Origin of the sequence: Phocaeicola abscessus CCUG 55929 (genome assembly GCF_000312445.1) — a bacterium.
GTDB lineage: Bacteria > Bacteroidota > Bacteroidia > Bacteroidales > Bacteroidaceae > Phocaeicola > Phocaeicola abscessus.
In genome coordinates this window covers 152,839-174,172 of record NZ_HE997182.1, presented here as the reverse complement: position 1 = coordinate 174,172, position 21,334 = coordinate 152,839, and the positions used below count along the sequence as shown (strand labels likewise).

General features: G+C 45.1%; 15 protein-coding genes and 1 pseudogene. 14 read left to right on the top strand and 2 right to left on the bottom strand.

Annotated features, from left to right (window positions below):
• Positions 1 to 6: 6 nt before the first annotated feature.
• The 12 genes and pseudogenes from bamA (at position 7) to BN102_RS00760 (ending at position 18,181) form a co-directional block, all read left to right on the top strand.
• On the top strand, positions 7 to 2,652 hold the full coding sequence (gene bamA, locus BN102_RS00815; RefSeq protein WP_019207149.1) for an outer membrane protein assembly factor BamA: 2,646 nt from the start codon (positions 7 to 9) through the stop codon (positions 2,650 to 2,652).
• An 18-nt stretch (positions 2,653 to 2,670) separates the two neighbouring features.
• Positions 2,671 to 3,189, top strand: coding sequence for an OmpH/Skp family outer membrane protein (locus BN102_RS00810; RefSeq protein ID WP_035456482.1), 519 nt, complete (start codon positions 2,671 to 2,673; stop codon positions 3,187 to 3,189).
• A 55-nt stretch (positions 3,190 to 3,244) separates the two neighbouring features.
• Positions 3,245 to 3,745 carry an OmpH/Skp family outer membrane protein gene (locus BN102_RS00805; RefSeq protein WP_021311858.1) on the top strand — a complete coding sequence of 167 codons (501 nt, stop codon included), beginning with the start codon at positions 3,245 to 3,247 and terminating at the stop codon, positions 3,743 to 3,745.
• Positions 3,746 to 3,859: 114 nt separating this feature from the next.
• Complete coding sequence (gene murI, locus BN102_RS00800) at positions 3,860 to 4,714, top strand: glutamate racemase (RefSeq protein WP_019207146.1); 855 nt, start codon at positions 3,860 to 3,862, stop codon at positions 4,712 to 4,714.
• Between the two features lie 37 nt (positions 4,715 to 4,751).
• Positions 4,752 to 5,993, top strand: a pseudogene (locus BN102_RS00795) (serine hydrolase domain-containing protein); the annotation flags it as partial.
• A 247-nt stretch (positions 5,994 to 6,240) separates the two neighbouring features.
• Entirely contained in the window at positions 6,241 to 9,576 is a 3,336-nt protein-coding gene (locus tag BN102_RS00790; RefSeq protein ID WP_019207144.1) for a SusC/RagA family TonB-linked outer membrane protein, read from the top strand.
• 12 nt (positions 9,577 to 9,588) lie between these two features.
• Positions 9,589 to 11,358, top strand: coding sequence for a RagB/SusD family nutrient uptake outer membrane protein (locus tag BN102_RS00785; protein ID WP_019207143.1), 1,770 nt, complete (start codon positions 9,589 to 9,591; stop codon positions 11,356 to 11,358).
• Between the two features lie 364 nt (positions 11,359 to 11,722).
• Positions 11,723 to 14,065 (top strand): type I DNA topoisomerase, encoded by a 2,343-nt coding sequence (gene topA, locus BN102_RS00780; protein ID WP_019207142.1) that lies wholly within the window; start codon positions 11,723 to 11,725, stop codon positions 14,063 to 14,065.
• Positions 14,062 to 14,592, top strand: a complete 531-nt coding sequence (locus tag BN102_RS00775; RefSeq protein WP_036786880.1) for a shikimate kinase — start codon at positions 14,062 to 14,064, stop codon at positions 14,590 to 14,592. The genes topA and BN102_RS00775 overlap by 4 nt, the downstream gene beginning before the upstream one ends.
• Positions 14,593 to 14,624: 32 nt before the next feature.
• Positions 14,625 to 16,517 (top strand): biosynthetic arginine decarboxylase, encoded by a 1,893-nt coding sequence (gene speA, locus BN102_RS00770; RefSeq protein WP_019207140.1) that lies wholly within the window; start codon positions 14,625 to 14,627, stop codon positions 16,515 to 16,517.
• Positions 16,518 to 16,520: 3 nt separating this feature from the next.
• The gene (gene argB, locus BN102_RS00765) at positions 16,521 to 17,294 is read left to right on the top strand and encodes an acetylglutamate kinase (protein ID WP_019207139.1); all 774 of its coding nucleotides are present in this window, start codon (positions 16,521 to 16,523) and stop codon (positions 17,292 to 17,294) included.
• Between the two features lie 173 nt (positions 17,295 to 17,467).
• A complete protein-coding gene (locus BN102_RS00760; protein ID WP_019207138.1) occupies positions 17,468 to 18,181 on the top strand; it encodes a M48 family metallopeptidase in 714 nt (237 codons plus the stop codon).
• Positions 18,182 to 18,225: 44 nt separating this feature from the next.
• Here BN102_RS00760 and BN102_RS10800 read toward each other — a convergent pair whose 3' ends face one another.
• Positions 18,226 to 18,972 (bottom strand): endonuclease/exonuclease/phosphatase family protein, encoded by a 747-nt coding sequence (locus BN102_RS10800; protein ID WP_019207137.1) that lies wholly within the window; start codon positions 18,970 to 18,972, stop codon positions 18,226 to 18,228.
• A gap of 6 nt (positions 18,973 to 18,978) precedes the next feature.
• Positions 18,979 to 19,383 (bottom strand): hypothetical protein, encoded by a 405-nt coding sequence (locus tag BN102_RS10795; protein ID WP_035456487.1) that lies wholly within the window; start codon positions 19,381 to 19,383, stop codon positions 18,979 to 18,981.
• 217 nt (positions 19,384 to 19,600) lie between these two features.
• Between BN102_RS10795 and rimP the strand changes: the two genes are divergently transcribed.
• Both rimP and nusA read left to right on the top strand, forming a co-directional pair.
• On the top strand, positions 19,601 to 20,068 hold the full coding sequence (rimP, locus tag BN102_RS00745; protein WP_019207135.1) for a ribosome assembly cofactor RimP: 468 nt from the start codon (positions 19,601 to 19,603) through the stop codon (positions 20,066 to 20,068).
• A gap of 2 nt (positions 20,069 to 20,070) precedes the next feature.
• A complete protein-coding gene (nusA, locus tag BN102_RS00740; protein ID WP_019207134.1) occupies positions 20,071 to 21,330 on the top strand; it encodes a transcription termination factor NusA in 1,260 nt (419 codons plus the stop codon).
• The last annotated feature ends 4 nt before the right edge of the window (positions 21,331 to 21,334 follow it).

The following is a 21,334-nucleotide window of genomic DNA, read 5'->3' as shown; positions in this document are numbered from 1 at the left end:
CAGACTATGCGATATCGTTTATTTCCTATCATATTGACTTTCATTTCCCTGTTGAACATTCCGATAGACAGTACCGCCCAAATAGCTGAGACGGATACCGTTTTCAATCCTGTTATTCTGTATAACGGAACACCTAAAAAGTATACGATTGAAGGAATAAGCGTGAAAGGTATTGAAAACTACGAAGACTATGTATTGATAGGTTTATCCGGACTATCGGTAGGCCAGGTCATCACTATTCCGGGAGACGAGATTACGACTGCTCTGAAACGGTATTGGAAACACGGACTGTTTTCGGATGTCCAAATCTTGGCGGAGAAAGCGCTGGGAGATAAGATCTGGCTGAAAATCATATTGACGCAACGTCCCCGTATTGCAAATATCCGTTATCAAGGGATAAAGAAAAGTGAAAGAGAAGACCTCGAAGCGAAGTTGGGCCTTGTCAAAGGCAGTCAGATTACTCCCAACCTGATTAGCCGTGCCGAATTCCTTATCAAGAAACATTTCGACGATAAAGGATTTAAAAATGCAGAAGTAAATATTATAGAACGGAATCTGGACGGCAATAAAGATCAAGTGGATGTAGAGGTGATGATCGATAAAAAAGAAAAAGTCAAAGTCCACAAAATCACTATTGAAGGAAACTCCGTGCTGAGCGACAGCAAACTCAAACGCGTGATGAAGAAGACAAACGAGAAGAATAAACTCAAGAATATCTTCCGCACCAAGAAGTTCATAGAGGAAAACTATGAAAAGGATAAACAATTGATCATTGACAAGTATAACGAGCTGGGCTATCGGGACGCCATGATCGTAGCTGACAGCATTTCTAATTTCGACGATCGGACGGTTAACGTTTTCCTTAAGATCGACGAAGGAGAACGCTATTACTTGCGGAAAGTCACCTGGGTAGGCAATACCGTCTATCCTTCCGATTATTTGCAAGCAAAACTCCAGATGAATCAGGGGGACGTGTACAACCAGAAACTGATGAACGCCCGTTTGTCTAAAGACGACGATGCGATCGGAAACGATTATTATAACCACGGTTATGTATTCTATAGCCTCGATCCCGTGGAAGTAAATATCGACGGAGATTCTATTGATCTCGAAATGCGTATCCACGAAGGCCCTCAAGCGAGTATCAGTAAAGTACGAATCAACGGCAACGACCGATTATACGAAAACGTCGTGCGCCGTGAATTGCGTACGAGGCCCGGCGACTTGTTCAGTAAGGAAGCGGTAGAACGTTCGTACCGCGAAATCGCCCAAATGGGGCACTTCAATCCTGAAAATATTCAACCGGACATTCAGCCCGACGTACAAAACGGTACGGTCGACATCAACTGGAACTTAGAATCCAAAGCGAACGACCAAGTTGAGTTCTCGGCGGGTTGGGGACAAACCGGTATCATCGGGAAATTAAGCTTGAAGTTTACGAACTTTTCCCTATCTAATCTGTTCCGTAAGAGTGATAACTACCGCGGCATTCTTCCTCAAGGAGACGGACAAACGCTGACGTTGAGCGGACAAACCAATGCTCGTTACTATCAACAGTACAGCATATCGTTCTTCGATCCTTGGTTCGGCGGGAAACGACCGAATTCGCTGTCCGTTTCCGCTTTCTTTTCCAAACAAAGCGACATGAGCAGTAGGTTTTACAACTCCGCTTTTCGTAACAGTATGTATAGCATGTATTATGGCTCTTATGGCGGTTACAATTATGGAAATTATGGGAATTACGAACGTTATTACGATCCCGACAAATCTTTTAAAATGTACGGTATTTCCGTCGGATGGGGCAAACGGCTAAGATGGCCCGACGATTATTTCTCGTTACAAGCGGAATTGTCTTACCAACGTTTTATTCTGAAAGACTGGGATTTTCTATATGTCCGTTTAAATAACGGCGATTATTTGAAGACGGGGAAAAGCAATAACTTGAGCCTTGGCTTGACGCTCTCTCGTAATTCTACTGATAACCCGATTTATCCGCGTCGCGGTTCCGAATTCACCGCTTCCGTTCAGGCTACTCCTCCCTATTCCTTGTTCGATAATAAAGACTATCGCGTTTACGGAACAAAAGATTATAACGAAGCAGCCAGTATGTTTAAATGGATTGAATACCATAAATGGAAATTCAAATCGAAAACTTATACCGCGTTGAGTACCGTACAGAAGACGCCCGTCATTATGACACGTTTTGAATTCGGCTTGTTAGGTCATTATAACAAGTATAAGAAATCGCCGTTCGAGACATTCTACGTAGGCGGAGACGGTATGACCGGATACAGTACCAGTTACGCTTCCGAAACGATTGCTCTGCGCGGCTATGAAAACGGTTCGTTGACATATTACGGCGAAGAGGGATACGCATATACCCGAATGGGGGCAGAACTTCGCTACCCGTTGATGTTAGAGAACTCCACCAGCATTTATGTGCTTGGCTTTGTCGAAGCGGGTAATGCCTGGCATGATGTAAGCAAGTTCAATCCTTTCGACTTGAAGCGATCTTCAGGCGTTGGTGTCCGTATCTTCCTGCCGATGATAGGTATGATGGGTATCGATTGGGCATACGGATTCGATAAGATTAAAGGTTCCAAACAATATAGTGGCGGCCAATTCCACTTTATCTTAGGACAAGAATTTTAACCATAAAAACGAATGATGATGAAAAAGGTAATTTTTACAACCCTATTTTTGATGACAGCTGCATTGACTGTCGGCGCTCAAAAGTTTGCTTTGATAGATATGGAGTATATCACTAAAAATATTCCTGAATACCAACAGGCAAATAATCAACTGAATTCGCTTTCTGAAAAATATCAGAAAGAGGTGGAGGCTCTCTCAAAGGAAGCTGAAAACCTTTACAAACAATACCAGCAAAGTTCCGAGAAACTTTCTTCAACACAACGGAATCAAAGAGAAGAAACCATCGTTGCCAAAGAAAAAGAAGCTCAACAACTTCGTCAAAAATATTTTGGACCGGAAGGAGAAATGAAAAAAAAGCAGGAAGCCTTGATCTCACCCATCCAGGATAAGATTTACGAGGCGGTAAAGCAATTAGCCCAACGTTATGGATACGACATTGTATTCGATCGTGCTGCAGCAGAGAATACTATGTTTTTCGCTTCTCCAAGGATCGATATAAGCGATGAAGTGCTTTCAAAATTAGGATATTCAAAATAAATCCTTATATTTGCAGCATGATTGTAAAAGAAATGACTAATAATTAAATAAAGCTATGTTGAAGAAAATCTTACTTTTATTCTTACTTGTCGCACCGCTAAACGTATTTGCACAAAAGTTTGGGCATATTCGTTCTATGGAGATCGTAAGTCTCATGCCAGAATTTACTAAGGCCCAAACAGACATCGAAGCAATGCGGAAACAATACGAAGATGAAATGAAGCGAACTCAGGATGAACTGCAGAAAAAATATACTGAGTACCAGCAAGAACAGGCTAACCTTCCGAAAAACATCCAAGAAAGGCGTCAGAAAGAACTGCAGGATTTAAACGAAAAAGGCATTCAGTTTCGAGATGATGCTCAACAGAACTTGCAAAAGTCCTATCAGGATATGATGGAACCGATTGTCAAGAAAGTCCAGGACGCTATTAAGGCGGTAGGCGATACCGGCGGATATACTTATATATTCGACTTGGACCGCACAGAAATTCCTTATATCGGTTCTACTTCTACCGATATTACTGCCGATGTTAAAGATAAATTAGGATTGAAATAACGATCGTTTTCTCTCCTAATTTTATTTCGATTTGGCATCGTGGCATATCGTATCTCTCGATTGTTTGACAGCAAATAATCGGGAGATTTTTCAATTAAAACAGGTCGATTGGAAATGATAAACGCAATGACAGTTTCCGCTAACGGCCCCATCGGGATATTCGACTCAGGCTACGGCGGTTTAACGATATTAAAAAGTATACGGCAGTTAATGCCAGAATACGATTATATCTATTTGGGTGACAATGCCCGTGCTCCTTACGGGACACGCTCTTTTGAAATTGTCTATGGGTTTACACTTCAGGCAGTAAGTAAACTGTTCGAATTGGGTTGTCCGTTGGTCATACTCGGTTGCAATACGGCCTCGGCAAAGGCCCTGCGATCTATCCAACAAATCAATCTTCCGCAAATCGCTCCCGACCGGAGAGTCCTCGGTGTCATTCGTCCAACAGCTGAAAGCATTGGCGTTCTGACAAAGACTAGACATATCGGAATCATGGGGACTATCGGAACCATCCAATCAGATTCTTATCCGATCGAAATACATAAATTATTTCCCGATATTACTGTTACCGGCCAACCCTGCCCGATGTGGGTGCCTATGGTCGAATATCGTGAATTTGAGAATGAAGGCGCCGACTTTTTCGTTCGAAAATACGTCGAGGAATTGTTGACTAAGGATCCTGCCATCGATGCTATCATTTTAGGATGTACTCATTATCCCTTGTTATGGAAAAAAATAAGAAAATATGCTCCGAAAGGGATACGGCTCATTTCGCAAGGAGACTACGTCGCTAGAAGTCTTCGTAATTATTTGAACCGCCATGTAGAAATGGATGCCAGATGCACTAAGGGGGGATCTTCTCTTTTCCTGACCACCGAAAGTATTGAGAAATTTGAAGAGTCTGCTTCTGTCTTCCTTGGAAAAGAAAGAGTAAAGGTAAGTAGGGTTTCTTTGGAGCAGATATAATTTGAGGCATGTTACTAAAACTTATATAAATGTAGATATGAAAAGATATTTCTGTTTCTTGTTCAGTTGTTTCATGTTGATAATTCTGAAGAGCCAGCCCTTGGAGAAAGTATCTCCCGAAGCGGTCGGAATGAATGCTGAACAATTTCTTTTTGCAGATGAAGCCATTCATTCCGCTATTCAGGAAGGGACAATCCCGGGAGCTGTCTTGGCGGTGGTGCGTCAAGGGAAAATGGCTTATTTGAAAGCTTATGGCAACAAGCGGGTCATTCCTCGAAAAGAAATAATGACCGTCAATACCGTCTTCGACTTGGCCTCCTGTAGCAAACCGGTATCGACAGCGATTTGTACGATGAAACTGATAGAACAGGGAAAGATCGGATTACTCGATCCCATAAAACGGTATATTCCCGAATTCCAAAATTGGAAAGAAGGTAGCAGAGACGAGGTAACGATCCGTATCGAAGACCTTTTGACGCATTCATCCGGGCTTCCTCCTTATGCTGAAGTCGACGAACTAATTGCTCATTATGGCAGCGCCGACTCGACTACCCTTATCAATTACATTGCAACCTGTAAGAGGGATTTTCGACCGAAAACGCAATTCCAGTACAGTTGTCTCAATTTTATCGTTTTGCAGCGAATCATCGAGACCGTTAGTGGAGAATCGTTACGGACGTTTGCACAGAAGCATATATTCAGTGTGCTCGGTATGAACTATACAGACTACCTGCCGATCAGACAAGACCAGAAAGGCGATTGGAGGAATACAATCCCAGCTCATTGGGCCAAACAGGGAGAAGCTTGGAATAGTATTGTCGCCCCGACTGAAGTCCAGAAAAACGGTCAGGTGCTATGCGGACAAGTTCACGATCCTTTGGCAAGGATCATGAACAAAGGTGTCAGCGGGAATGCCGGACTATTCTCGAATGCTGAAGATTTAGCCGTTCTTTGCGCTGCCTTGCAAAATGGAGGAGAATGGAACGGAAAGCGAATCCTCAGTGTAAGAACGGTCCAGACGATGATCGGTATTCCTCGTACGACAAAAGAATTAGGCAGAACCATAGGATGGGACAGTTTTTCGGATTATGCTTCTTGTAAGGGCAGCCTGCTCAGTGAACATGCCTATTGTCACACCGGCTACACCGGAACCTCGATAGTCATCGATCCTGATAACGATATTTCCATTATTCTCTTAACGAATCGAGTCCATCCGAAAGACGAATACAGTGTAAACCGGCTTCGCTCCATCGTATCGAATGTAGTGGCTGCGGCAATAATGAAATAAAAAAGATATGAAGAGGAATACACAATCAATAAAACGTTAACGAATATGAATTCACCAAAAGAAAATAATACGCTTATCCTTGATCAATCTTTTTGACTATCTTTGCCCCTAAAGCTAAAAAGCCTTAAAACTAACATGTAAAAACAGCTGTTTGATTTGTTGGCTTTAAATAGCGTTTAAGTATAAAAAACATTTAATAAAATTAGCAAAAGAAAATCTGAAAATCAATACAAATAAAATGAAAAAAATCAGTAAAGCCTTATTGAAGGTATGCATGGGCTCAATGCTTGCCTGGGTATTCCCTGCCAGCGATGCATGGGCAACAAACGCCCTTTCTGCAGCGAAAGACGTAAAAAACGTTCAGCAGCAGAGGAGTATTTCCGGTACGGTAAAGGATACGAAAGGTGATCCTATCATCGGTGCTAACGTATTAATTAAAGGGACTACCAACGGTACCATTACGGATATCGACGGTAATTTCTCCTTAAATGTTCCTAACAACGTAACTTTAGTTGTTTCTTTCATCGGTTACGAAACTCAAGAAATTGTTGTCGGTAACAAAAGTCGAATTTCCGTTTCGTTAACGGAAGATATGGAGAAACTGGACGAGGTCGTTGTTGTCGGTTATGGTACGCAAAAGAAAGTCAACTTAACGGGGGCTGTCGACCAGGTTACAAGTGAAGTAATAGAGAACCGTCCGGTCTCGAATTTAACCCAAGGTCTGCAAGGCGCAATCCCTAATTTACAAATTTCATTCGCTGACGGTAAACCCACTCGCAGCTCTTCCTATCAAGTCCGCGGCACTTCTTCTATTGGACAAGGAGGGAGCGCCTTGGTGTTGATCGATGGTGTTGAAGGCGACCCTGCGATGCTGAATCCGAGCGATGTAGCCAGCGTTTCTGTTTTAAAAGATGCCGCCGCCTCTTCTATTTATGGCGCACGCGGTACTTATGGGGTTGTTTTGATTACGACTAAGAATCCTAATAAGGAACGTACGGCAATTACTTATAACGGAAACTTTATGGTGAAGGCACCCACAGTTGTCCCTAATGTCATTTCCGATGGATACGAATTCACCACGTACTTCTTGGAGGGGTATCAGAACTGGGCAGGAAGTAAGCCGAACAAGTTCCACAGTTCTTTGATGTATACGGATCAGTGGTACGAGGAATTGGCTAAGCACCGTCCTTGGATGAACGCTCCCGACGTGGAAGTGGATGCCAATGGCAATTACCAATATTACGGTAATACCGACTGGTGGGATTTGTTATATAAAGACCATTTCATCGGACAAGAACAGAATTTAAGTATTCAGGGAGGTGGTGAAAAGACAGACTTTTTGGTTTCCGGTCGTTTCTATTCTCAAGGTGGTATATTCAATTTCGATCCTGATAGGTACAAGATGTTTAACGTTCGCGCAAAAGGTAGCTTACAGGTTACTCCCTGGTTGAAGGTTACCAATAACTTCGAGTTCAACCAGATGCAATATCACAATCCCATGTCGGTAGGAGAAGGGACTGTCTGGTACGCTATCGAAAGCGAAGGTCAAGCGCCTAATGTGATGTTTAATCCTGACGGCACTTTAACCAAAGCGGGCGCATATACGTTAGGCAGTTTTTATTATAAAAACAATTATCAGAATACGACAAGTCGCGTGTTACGTAATACGACGAACTTTACAGCTAAGCTGCTTGGCGAACGCTTGACCCTGAACGGCGATATTACTTTCCGTTATAACGATGAGAGAATAGAAGGGAAGCAGACCCCCGTCCCTTATAGTCAGTCGGTAGGGAAAATCAATTACGCCGGCGCTGGATATAACAGTATTATGAATACACTTTCGAATACCAAGTATTTAGCGACGAACGTATACGCCCAGTACAACCAATTATTCGCAAATACTCACGATGTCAAAGCAATGATCGGTTACAATTATGAACAGTCCATTTACAATTATGATTTCGAACGCAGAAATGGTCTGTTGTTCGACGATGCGGAAAATATCAACATGGCGACCGGCTCGATTTCGATAAACAGCGACTATCAGAAATGGCGTATTGCCGGCGGTTTCTTCCGTTTGAACTATGGCTATAAAGATCGTTACTTAGTGGAGATCAACGGACGTTATGACGGTTCTTCCAAATTCCCCACCGATCAACAATGGGCGTTTTTCCCTTCGGCATCGGCAGGTTGGCGAGTATCTCAGGAACCTTTCTGGAAAATCTCTCCGAAAGTCGTTTCTGACTTGAAGATCCGTGCCTCTTACGGTTCATTGGGTAACGGTAATATCTCGCCTTATCAATTCCAGGAATTATTCAAGATTTATATCCAAAACCGCTTGTTAAAAGGAGAGAAACCGACCACCACATCTTCTCCAAACCCGATCCCGACGGGTTTAACATGGGAGACTGCGACTACAGCTAACGTCGGTGTCGATATCTCTTTCTTGAACGGAAGATTAAAATTCGTAGGTGATTACTATATCCGTAAGAATAAGGACATGTATGTAACTGGCACACAATTACCCGCTGTTTACGGTGCCGATGCACCTAAAGGCAATTATGCGGACATGACGACAAAAGGCTGGGAACTCACGTTGACTTGGCGAGATCAATTCAAAGTGGGTGGCAAACCTTTCAACTATGAGATCCGCGGGACATTGGCTAACGCTAAGTCTGTTATTGATAGTTATCCTAACGATGAATTGTTCATTGGAGCCCGTACAAATTCGGGTGATGATCATAATTATTACAAGGGGATGGAATTGGGCGAAATCTGGGGTTTTGTCAACGACGGCTATTTCACCGCTTCCGACATCGATGAAAACGGTCATATTATCAATGGCCCCGATCAATCGTGGCTCTCGATCAGTAGCAACCAGAGATGGGCTGCCGGCGACGTCCGTCTGAAAGACTTGAATGAAGACGGAAAGATCGATTGGGGAAACAGTAAAGTGGGCGATTCCGGCGACCGAAAGATCATCGGTAACAGATTGCCGCATTATACGTTCAGTTTGAACGTGGGCGCTGATTGGCAAGGTATTTTTGTCAATGCGTTTTTCCAAGGCGTTGGGAAACAGAATTGGTGGCCGGGATCTGATAACGGCATGTTCTGGGGACAGTATAGCCGACCGTATTCGAATATCCCCAAAGAGATGATGAAAGATGTTTGGAGCGAGGAGAATCCCAATGCTTATTTTCCCAAATACAGGGGATACATCTCGCACCAACATACACGTATTCTTCATTTGCCACAGACCAAATACTTGCAGAATGTGGCTTACATTCGGTTGAAAAACCTGCAAATAGGCTATACCTTGCCTACAGGCTTTGTTAACAAGTTAGGCGTGCAGCAGACGAAAGTATATGTGTCGTTAGAAAATATTTGGACCTATACGCCATTTTATAAACATATTAAGCAATTCGACGTAGAAAGCATCAACGGCGAAGATTTCGAAACAGTCGAATTGATCAAACAAGGGATGTATTCTTCTCCCATTATCGAAGATGGTGGCAGACCATACAGCTATCCGATTATGAAAAGCATGACACTCGGTCTTTCTTTAACATTCTAAAACGATAATACAATGAAAAAAATTATATACTTCATCACTTTGGTTTTGGCTTTCACTTCTTGCGACTTGGATGAAACTCCTAAAGCGCGAGCCAATCAAGATCCTATCTTCGGTAGTGAAAGAGGATTAAGCATCTATACTAATTCTTTCTATACCGTCTATTTGGCAACCGGTTTCATTCCTAATTGGGGGGATATCGTTAATACGTTCTATGCAGCATATAACGGTATCAATAAATTCTATAGCATGGAATATACGTCCAGTATGGAAGGCAGTTGGGACTGGGGGGCATTGCGGAATATCAATTATTTCCTCGATCACAATGTCAATAAAAACTTAAATGAAAACGTACGTAATAATTACAATGGGATAGCTCGTTATTTCCGCGCTCGTTTCTACTTCGACAAGATGAAAACGTATGGAGACGTACCTTGGATCGACCATGCTTTAGATGTAAAAGACCAGTTGTTGACCGCCTCGCGTACTCCCCGTACCCAAATTGCCGACCGTATTTACGAAGACTTACAGTTCGCCATCGAGCATATTACCGATTCGGATCCTACTCGAACGACAATCACCAAATACGTGGCGGCTGGTTTGCAATCCCGTTTCTGTTTGTGGGAAGGTACCTTTCGTAAATACCACACCGAAGCCGGCTTGCAAGATTCGGCCGACAAATGGTTGCAGCGCGCCCGACAAGCGGCGGAAATCGTCATCAACAGCGGTCAATTCTCTATCTATATGAAAGGGGATACTCCTTATCGCGATATGTTCGTTGCCAAAGAGCCCAAGACGGAGGAAGTAATGTTGGCAACCGTATTCGATGCGGCGGAAGGTATTACGCACTCGGAAACCCGTCGTTCAAATACTACTACCTTAGGTGGCCCGTTCTCTCCTATCCGTCAGATCGTCAATCTGTATTTGAAGAAAGATGGAACTGCTTTCACGGATAATCCAGCTTACAAGACGACCCCTTTTACCCAAGAATTCGATAATCGCGACGAACGCGCCGCACAAACCTTACGTACTCCCGGATTATTGCGCCTTTCAGGCGGGAAATGGGTGCGTACGGCTCCCGATTACGCTTGTGCAAAGACGGGTTATCATGCATTAAAATTTGCATTGGATGACGTTGTGTACGACGGTGGCGGAGACTGCGAAAACAATAAGATCGAAATGCGGTATGCTGAAATTCTGCTGAATTGGGCGGAAGCGAAAGCTGAGTTAGGGACTTTGACGGATGCTGACTGGACGAAGTCTATTGGCGCCCTTCGCGCCCGCGGAGGGATCACAGGCGGCCTGACAACAAAACCGACTAAGGTCGATACCTATATGCAATCCGTATTGTTCCCCGAGATATCCGATCCGACCGTTATGGAAGTACGGCGTGAAAGACTTATCGAATTGATGTTCGAAGATTTCACGTTGGGCGACCAACAGCGTTGGAAGAAAGGCGACTTGATGGCCTTGCCTAGAGAGGGTATCTATGTCCCGCAATTTAATACATTGCTCGATATGGATAACGATGGTACCCCCGACGTATACTTTTACACTTCCGATTCAGCTCCGGAAAATAAAGTCGCTGGCGTATATTACCGCCATGTACAAATGCAGCAAAGCGGCAGCTATTCTGACGATACGGCCGTAGCCGCCGACGGTCATACATTATTGTTTAACGTGAATACCGATCCGATCCAATGGAATGACCGCATGTATTTTCATCCTGTCTCACAGACAGACAGAATCCTGAACCCTAACTTATCGCAGAATGCTGGCTATTAAAGGGCATTAGATGTAAACAGAGGGTATATCTCCCTCAGCGTTTAGGGTATTCCGTTTCGACGGCGTACATGCGATTGGACATTTTTACCTTTTAGGTCGACTTTTACGGCTATTCGCCACGCGAATAGAGGGAGAGGGACAATAGGGACCATTCACTCGGAGATTCCGTTCTATGCATGTCGATTGATGATAGCGCATCTTTCGACGCGATATTCCACTTGCATCGGTTATGCAGTGCTGATAGTTAAATAAATGCTAAAATGATATTTTTATAGAAAAAAAAACAGAAACGTATCTTATCATAGAAGGATGCTTTGGCTTTTTTTCTACTTTTGCCACGAATTTAAATGGGTGGAATATAATCATGATAAAAAATTTAGTGATAGTGGAGTCTCCAGCGAAAGCTAAAACGATTGGCAGGTTTTTAGGGAAGGATTTTAAAGTAATGTCAAGTTTCGGTCATATTCGCGACTTGAAAAAAAAGGTTTTCAGTATCGATGTGGAAAACCATTTTGAACCGACTTATGAAATCCCGGCGGATAAAAAAGCGTTGGTACGCGAATTGAAAGCCGCAGCGAATGAGGCAAGCACCGTTTGGCTCGCATCCGATGAGGACCGCGAAGGAGAAGCTATTTCGTGGCATTTGTCCGTAGTCTTGGACCTGGATCCTCAAAAGACGAAGCGGATCGTTTTTCATGAAATCACCCAATCGGCGATTTTACAAGCGATAGCACACCCCAGAGAGATCGATCGGAATTTAGTGAACGCCCAACAAGCCCGACGCGTACTTGACCGCATCGTAGGCTTTGAACTTTCGCCTATATTATGGAGAAAGGTGAAGCCGGCGCTATCGGCAGGACGCGTGCAGTCGGTGGCCGTCCGACTGATTGTCGAACGGGAACGGGAAATTCAAGGGTTCCGTAAAGAATCGAATTACCGGGTCACCGCCGAATTCTCGCTCCCGGATAGCGAGAGAGAGAAGCACGTAGTGAAAGCTGAACTTGACAGGCGTTTCGAACGGAAAGAGGATGCATGGGAATTCTTGTCGGCATGCAGGAATGTTGATTTTACAGTCGAAGAGATCACGAAACATCCGCTGAGACGAACGCCTGCACCTCCTTTTACGACCTCGACTTTGCAACAAGAAGCGGCGCGCAAATTGGGATTCACAGTGGCGCAAACGATGGTCGTGGCACAGCGATTGTATGAAAACGGCTTGATTACCTACATGCGTACCGATTCGGTCAACCTCTCTTCCTTAGCCCTCGGGACATGTAAAGAAACGATTTTGACGCTGTGGGGAGAAAAATACGTAAAGACCCGGCAATATACGACCAAGGCAAAGGGCGCCCAGGAAGCGCACGAAGCGATCCGACCCACCTTCGTGGCCAATCAGACGATAGAAGGCAACGTACAGGAAAAAAAATTGTATGACCTAATCTGGAAACGTACGATCGCTTCCCAGATAGCCGATGCCGAAATGGAGAAGACCACGGCGACCATTGGTATTGGTGGAAAGGAGGAAAAATTTATCGCGACTGGTGAAGTCGTTACTTTCGATGGGTTTCTCCGTATCTATCGGGAATCCATCGATGACGATAAAGAGCAGGAAAACGAGAGCCTGCTGCCTCCTTTGAAGAAGGGGGAGTCTCTCATTCCCCAAGAGATCGTAGCCATGCAACGCTACACGCAACATCCGCCCAGATATACCGAAGCTAGCCTGGTGCGTAAAATGGAAGAGTTGGGAATAGGCCGTCCGTCTACCTATGCCCCCACGATTTCTACCATACAGCAGCGCGAATACGTGGTGAAAGGAAATGTGGAAGGGCAGATGCGCGTCTATCGTTTCATGAAGCTGGAAGCAGGAAAATTGATCGATATCGATAAAAAGGAACTGGTAGGGGCGGAAAAATCGAAGCTGTTACCGACGGATACGGGTATGGTGGTCAATGACTTCCTGTTGACTTATTTCCCGGAAATTATGGACTACCATTTTACGGCGAATGTGGAACGAGATTTTGACGAAGTGGCCGAAGGGAAAGAAAATTGGACCACCATGCTCGAGCATTTTTACGACGATTTCCATCCCCTGGTAGATAAAGCACTTCACGTAAAGAGCGAACATAAAGTCGGGGAACGTATCTTGGGCGTCGATCCGGAATCGGGGAAACCGGTTTCGGTGAAGATTGGCCGGTTTGGCCCCGTGATCCAGGTGGGTTCTGCGGAGGATCAGGATAAACCCCGTTTTGCGCAACTGCCAAAGGGAGTGTCTATGGAGAAGATTACGTTGGCCGAAGCGTTGGACGCCGTGAAACTGCCGCGTGTTTTAGGGCGATGGGAAGATCGGGAAGTAATAGTCGGGCAAGGGCGTTTCGGGCCTTATGTCCGTATGGATAAAAACTACGTATCCGTCCCGAAGAATATGGATCCGATGAGCATTACCCTGGACGAGGTCTTGACCTTGTTCAAAGCGAAGCAGGACGCGGCGAAAGAAAAAGTGATCAGAACGTTCGAGGACGAGGTGGATATGCAAATTCTTAGAGGGAGGTATGGCCCTTACATCGCTTATGAGAAAAAGAATTATAAAATACCTTCGGATAAAGAACCTGCGAGCCTGACCGTTGACGATTGCCGTAAAATTATCGAAACCTATAGAGAAAAAGCATCGAAGCCTCGCGGATCGCAATCTGCAAGCAGAAAAAAATGAAACGTATTTTTCTAGTTGGATATATGGGGTCGGGTAAAACGACTTTAGGTATGATCCTTGCTCAGGAAAAAGGATGGACGTTTATCGATTTGGACTGGTATGTGGAAGAACGTTTTCACAAGTCCGTGCAACAATTGTTTAGAGAGAAGGGAGAAGACGGTTTCCGCGAATTGGAAAGACAGATGCTGCATGAAGTAGGCGACTTTGAGGAAGTGGTGATTTCAGCAGGTGGAGGGACGCCCTGCTTCTTCGATAATATGGAATATATGAACAGCCGGGGGGAAACCGTTTTTTTACAAGCCAAGCCCGAAACCTTGTTCGAACGATTGCGAACGGCTAAAACTAAACGTCCTTTGCTCGTAATGAAAAAGTCGGACGAGGAATTGAGGGATTTCATCGTTTCCGGTTTAAACAAACGAGAGATTTTTTACGCTAAGGCGAAACATCGTTTTCCGTCCGACGAATTGGAAAGTCATGAACAGATAGTCGCGTCAGCCCGAAAATTAGCCGAATTATTGAATATCTAATATTATAATCACACTTTGAAATACTGGAAACAATGAGAAAATGGCGTATTGAAGACTCGGAAGAGCTTTATAACATTACCGGATGGGGTAAACCCTATTTTACTATTAATGAGAGTGGCCATGTAGTGGTGACGCCTAAAAAGGACTGTGTGAGCGTCGACTTAAGAAATGTGATTGACGAATTGCAGCTGCGCGACGTATCGACCCCCGTCCTGCTTCGCTTTCCCGATATCTTGGACAATCGCATCGAGCAGATTTCGAAATGTTTCGACAAAGCTTCGAAAGAATACGGATATAAGGGTGAAAACTTTATTATCTATCCGATAAAAGTGAACCAGATGAAACCAGTGGTCGAAGAGATCATCAGCCATGGTAAAAAGTTCAACTTGGGGCTGGAAGCCGGTTCGAAACCCGAGTTACATGCCGTGATTGCCGTTAATTCGGATTCGGATTCTTTGATCATCTGCAATGGGTATAAGGATGAGAGCTATGTCGAGTTGGCTTTGCTCGCCCAAAAGATGGGAAAACGGATATTTCTTGTCGTCGAGAAATTGAATGAACTTCGATTGATCGCTAAAATGGCGCGGCAATTGGCTGTTCGGCCAAACATAGGCATACGCATCAAATTAGCTTCTTCCGGAAGCGGGAAATGGGAAGAAAGCGGCGGCGATGCAAGCAAATTCGGACTTACCTCGAGCGAATTGTTGGAAGCACTCGATTTCCTCGAAAAGAACAAGATGAAAGACTGTCTCAAATTGATCCATTTCCATATAGGCAGCCAAGTTACCAAGATCCGTCGGATCAAGACCGCTTTGCGGGAGGCCTCTCAATTTTACGTGCAGCTCCATTCGATGGGCTTCGATGTAGAATTTGTCGATATAGGTGGAGGTTTGGGTATCGACTATGACGGGACGCGTTCGTCGAATAGCGAGAGCAGCGTGAATTATTCCATTCAAGAATACGTCAACGACTCGATCTCCACTCTGGTCGACGCCAGCGATAAGAATGACATTCCTCATCCGAACATCATTACGGAGAGTGGCCGTTCGTTAGCTGCTCATCACTCCGTTTTAATTATCAATGTACTCGAGACGGCCAGCCTTCCCGAGATGCCGGAAGAATTCGAGGCTACTGCGGAAGAACATGAATTGGTACAGGAGCTCTATCAGATATGGGATCATTTGAATCAAAGCCGGATGCTCGAGGATTGGCACGATGCTCAGCAAATTCGCGAAGAATCGCTCGATTTGTTTAGTCATGGCATCGTCGATTTGAAGACGAGAGCGCAAATCGAACAGATGTTCTGGTCGGTCGCTCACGAGATCAATCAGATGGCTAAACAGTTGAAACATGCTCCCGAGGAATTGAAGCAATTGGACAAGCAGTTGGCGGATAAATATTTTTGCAACTTCTCGTTGTTCCAGTCCTTGCCCGATTCGTGGGCAATCGACCAGATATTCCCCATCATGCCTATTCAGCGTTTGGACGAGAGGCCCGACAGAGAAGCCACGTTGCAGGATATCACTTGTGATTCGGATGGCAGGATCGTAAACTTCGTCACTTCGCGAACCATTTCGCAATCTCTTCCGATCCATTCGCTGAAGGTAAAGGAGCCTTATTATGTCGGCGTTTTTTTGGTGGGGGCCTACCAAGAAATCTTAGGGGATATGCATAACCTGTTCGGAGATACGAATGCGGTTCATATTACTGTCGACGGGGAACGTTATTCGATTGATCAGGTGATCGACGGCGAAACGGTGGCCGATGTATTGGACTATGTGCAATATAGTCCGAAACGCTTGGTCCGCACTTTGGAATCTTGGGTGACCCGATCGCTCAAAGAAGGTAAAATCTCTGTGGAAGAAGGGAAGGAATTCCTTTCTACCTATCGTTCAGGATTGTATGGCTATACGTATTTGGAATAGGCGATGAAAGAGAAACTGACTGTCGTAAAGGTGGGCGGGAAGATTGTGGAAGGGGAAGCTTCTTTGCAAGGCTTGCTTGCCGACTTCGTCACTCTCCCCGACCATAAGCTGTTGGTTCACGGAGGAGGAAAATCGGCTACGAAATTGGCCGACCGCATGGGAGTCGAAACCCGAATGATCGACGGACGTCGCATTACCGACGAAGCTATGCTCGATATCGTTACAATGGTCTATGGAGGCCTGGTCAATAAACAAATCGTGGCGGGCCTGCAAGCAAAGGGGGTGAATGCCGTCGGACTGACGGGCGCCGATTGGGATACGATCCGATCGGTTAAAAGACCGGTGAAAGAGATAAATTATGGGTTCGTAGGCGATGTGAAGAAAGTGAACGGCAAGGTTCTCGCCTCCTTGATTCGACAAGACATTGTTCCCGTGATGGCCCCTCTTACACACGATGGGAACGGGCAACTGCTGAATACGAACGCCGATACGATTGCCGGAGAGCTTGCGAAGGCTTTATCCGCATACTTCGATGTAACGTTGATCTTTTGCTTTGAAAAGAAAGGTATTCTGATGAATGCTGCAGAGGAAGACAGCGTCATACCGGTTCTCACCAGACCGGATTTTGAACGCTATGTGGTTGAGGGAATCATTCGGGGGGGCATGCTGCCTAAATTGGAAAACGCTTTCTCGGCTATCGATGCGGGAGTCACGCAAGTAATTGTTACTGCAGCCGCTGCGTTGCGAAGCGGTGGAGGTACGGTGATCCTGCCCTGAGATTTAGAGGGGATTTTTGATAGCCGTTGCTCTTTGAAAGGGAGCTGTTACGGAGCGTGTGGCGGTGCCGGAGTAAGTTATTCTTCCGCTGCAGGGCATCCGGAGCTCCGAAAAAAATATTTGCCGGCGTCTAAATTTGTCTTCAGGTCTCGGCGAAGGATAACAAGCGAATTATGGCCACAAAAAGAATCATTGCAGATCAGGATTTTGAACAACTAATCATTCGAACCCATCGAGGAATGCGGAATGTAACGATGCGGGTTAAGCCGGACGGACTTTATCTGACGGTACCGCCGTTCAGTAAGACTGCCGAGGTGTTGAAAATCTTGGAGCCGTATCGTCTGGCTTTGCTGGAGAAATATGAAGAAATCCGTAGTCGCCCCATCGATTTGAATTTTCATATCGATGCGCCTTGCTTCAAGCTTTCCTTGCGGCAGGGGACGCTTTCATTCTTTTCCATCCGCTTTGAAGAGGAACAAGTAACCATCTTTTGCCCTTACAATGTCGATTTTGCGCAAGAAGATATACAGCGCTTGGTGCGCAACGCCATCGTCCGGGCCTTGAAGAAGCGGGCGGAAGAGTACCTTCTTCCTCTGTTGCAAACACTTGCCGACCAGTATCATTTTACCTATCGGAAAGTTCGGATTAAAGCGGTCAAAAGTCGATGGGGGAGTTGTTCGACTGCTGGGAGTATCAATCTTTCCTGTTATCTCCTGCTGCTTCCTCCCCATCTGATGGATTATGTACTGCTCCACGAGCTTTGCCACACGAAAGAAATGAACCACGGACCGAAGTTTTGGGAGCTTTTAGACGACGTGACGAGCGGCATGGCCCGCGCTCTTCGGAAAGAGTTGCGCCACTATCGAGCTGGTTTCCTCTTTTCGTAACCCGCAAGTGTAACCGTTGGGATAGGAGCAGACTTGCGGGAAGTTCATTTCAGCTTTACCTTCACGAAGACAGGCCGATGATCGGAGGCAAGGGGTTCGTTCACAACCTTCGTTTGCTTCACTTTGATGGTCTTCGGACCGCCTTTCATCAGGACGATGTAATCGATCGTTCTGTCGGGCATCGGCGAGGGGAAAGTTGGAGAGGCGGTATCGGTAAGGATGATGAAGTCCTTTTGAAGTTCTTGAATAAACGGAGAGCCTGGAAGCGAATTGAAGTCGCCTGCCAGAAATACAGGCTTCTCTTTGTCCAAATTTCCTAACGTGTGCTTGAGCTTCTCGATGGAAGCCATCCGATCGGCCTCGGTGAGGGAAAGGTGTGTCCCGCAGAAGATGAATCGTTCGAATTCGGCGATAAACAGCGCGCGTTGCTCCTCCCTTCCCGGCAACGATACATAGTATTCCCTTACGGGTATCTTTTTGCTTAACAGACCGATGCCGTATTTCCCACCGTCATAATGGATAGCGGGGGCATAAAAAGCATGCATTCCCGTCCGTTTCGCCAATTCCCCCAACACATAATCACCGTGACTGCGTCGGGTGACGCTGTCCAACTCCTGAACGGCCACTACATCCGGCTTCAGCTTGCGGATTATTTGGGCACTTCGGTCGTAGTTGCGCACATTGTCCATGCCCACTCCGCTCTTTATGTTGTAGCTCATGATCTTCAGCGATTGAGCATGGGTGGAAAAGAGCAGCAGAGAAAGGGCGACAGAGAAGAGTATTCGTTTCATATACAGTTATTTTTCGGTTTCCAGCAAATAGATGATGCCGTTTTTTCGAGTAAGTTTGACACGGCTGCCCTTGTCGCTTAGATTAAACGGCGTGGTACCGTCCGTACGGTTATCTACTACCAGTAGAGCGCTGTTTTCGGCAAATCTCTTTACGGATAGTTGCAGTGTCTCATCCGGCATGATCCTGTCGAGCAGCAAACTGTCGTTGATGTAGATGGCGATGCTGTCTCCGGCAAAGTCGTTTGAAATCTCGATCGTATATTTGCCTGCATACGAAATAGCGTGTTCAGCCTTTTGTTGGTACCGGAACGATAAGTAAAAGAAAATGGCGACGATGACGAACACACCGAAGGCCAACAGTCCGTTACCGATCATGAATTGCTTATTTATATTCAATCCGTTTTTCTTTATCATCGTTACTTGCTTATCGTTTGTCTTCTATAAAAACCTACCGATTGATCTTCGGAAAGATCAGTCCCTTTTCCCGGCAAATACAAGATCTTCGCTGCAAAAATAGTTTTTTTTCCTGAATATTTTGTGCTACTGACATATAATTCGTATCTTTGCACCGAGATGGATGAATGGTGGGGCTTGACCGAGCCCTTTTTTTATTCTTAAAAACGTGTAAATGATAGAAAAAAAAGAGGTAACCCGAATAGTGGAAGAATGGTTGTCCGTTAAAGACTACTTCTTAATCGACATTATGATTAGTCCGGGAAACAAGATCGTCGTAGAGATCGATCATGCCGAAGGCGTGTGGATCGACGATTGCGTCGATTTGAGCCGCTATATTGAATCTAAACTGAATCGGGAAGAAGAAGACTTCGAGCTGGAGGTCGGTTCGGCAGGGATCGGGCAACCCTTTAAGGTCTTGAAGCAATATCAAAACCATGTCGGGAAGGAAGTGGAGGTCATGATGCTCGACAATCGCAAATACACCGGCATCTTGAAAGAGGTGACGGACGAACATTTTTCCATTACGGTGGAGAAAAAGGTAAAACCGGAAGGATCCAAACGTCCGAAGAAAATTCAGGAAGATCTTACGTTTGCTTATAATGAAATAACTTATACTAAATATTTAATCAGGTTTAAATAATTATGGCCAAAAAGAAAGAAGGAACAATCAGTTTGATTGACACGTTTGCTGAATTCAAGGAACTCAAAAACATCGATAAGACTACGATGGTCAGCGTGTTGGAAGAATCGTTCCGCAATGTGATAGCAAAGATGTTTGGCACGGATGAGAATTATGACGTGATTGTAAATCCGGATAAAGGTGATTTGGAGATTTATCAGAACCGCAAGGTCGTAGCGGACGAGGAGTTTACCAATTCCAATATGGAAATAAAACTCTCGGATGCGCGACAGATAGATGCTTCTTACGAGATCGGCGAGGAAGTGACGGATGAAGTACCTTACTCCAAGTTCGGGCGTCGGCTGATTTTAACCTTGCGTCAAACCTTGGCTTCTAAGATTTTGGAATTGGAAAAAGACAGCTTGTATAACAAATATATCGACAAGGTAGGTACCGTGGTCAGTGCGGAGGTCTATCAGGTATGGAAGAAAGAAATTCTGCTGGAAGATGACGATAAAAATGAATTGTTCTTGCCGAAAGCGGAACAGATCCCGAGTGATTTCTTCCGCAAAGGGGAGACCGTTCGCGCTGTGGTAGCTCGGGTGGAGAATACGAACAATAATCCGAAGATTATCCTGAGCCGCACCTCCCCTGTGTTTTTGCAACGTTTGTTTGAAGCCGAAGTACCCGAAATTATCGATGGGCTGATTACGATCAAGAAAATCGCCCGAATTCCCGGCGAACGGGCTAAGATCGCTGTCGAATCTTACGACGATCGCATCGATCCCGTTGGAGCTTGCGTCGGCGTGAAAGGTTCCCGTATTCACGGTATCGTTCGTGAATTGCGGAATGAGAATATCGATGTTATCAATTATACTTCGAATCTTCAGCTGTTTATACAGCGTTCGTTAAGTCCGGCGAAGATCTCTTCCATTGTGCTTCACGAAGATGAGCGCAAGGCGGAAGTCTATTTGAAGCCGGAAGAAGTATCTTTGGCAATCGGTAAGGGCGGTATGAATATCAAACTCGCCAGCATGCTTACCGAATATACGATTGATGTGTTCCGCGAATTGGATTCGGATGTGCAGGATGAAGATATCTATTTGGATGAATTCAGAGACGAGATTGATGATTGGGTGATCGATGCCATTAAAAGCATCGGTTTGGATACGGCAAAAGCCGTGTTGAACGCTCCGCGCGAGATGTTGGTTGAAAAAGCGGACCTGGAGGAGAGCACGGTAGATAATGTGCTGAAAATTTTAAGAGCTGAGTTTGAAGAATAATTCT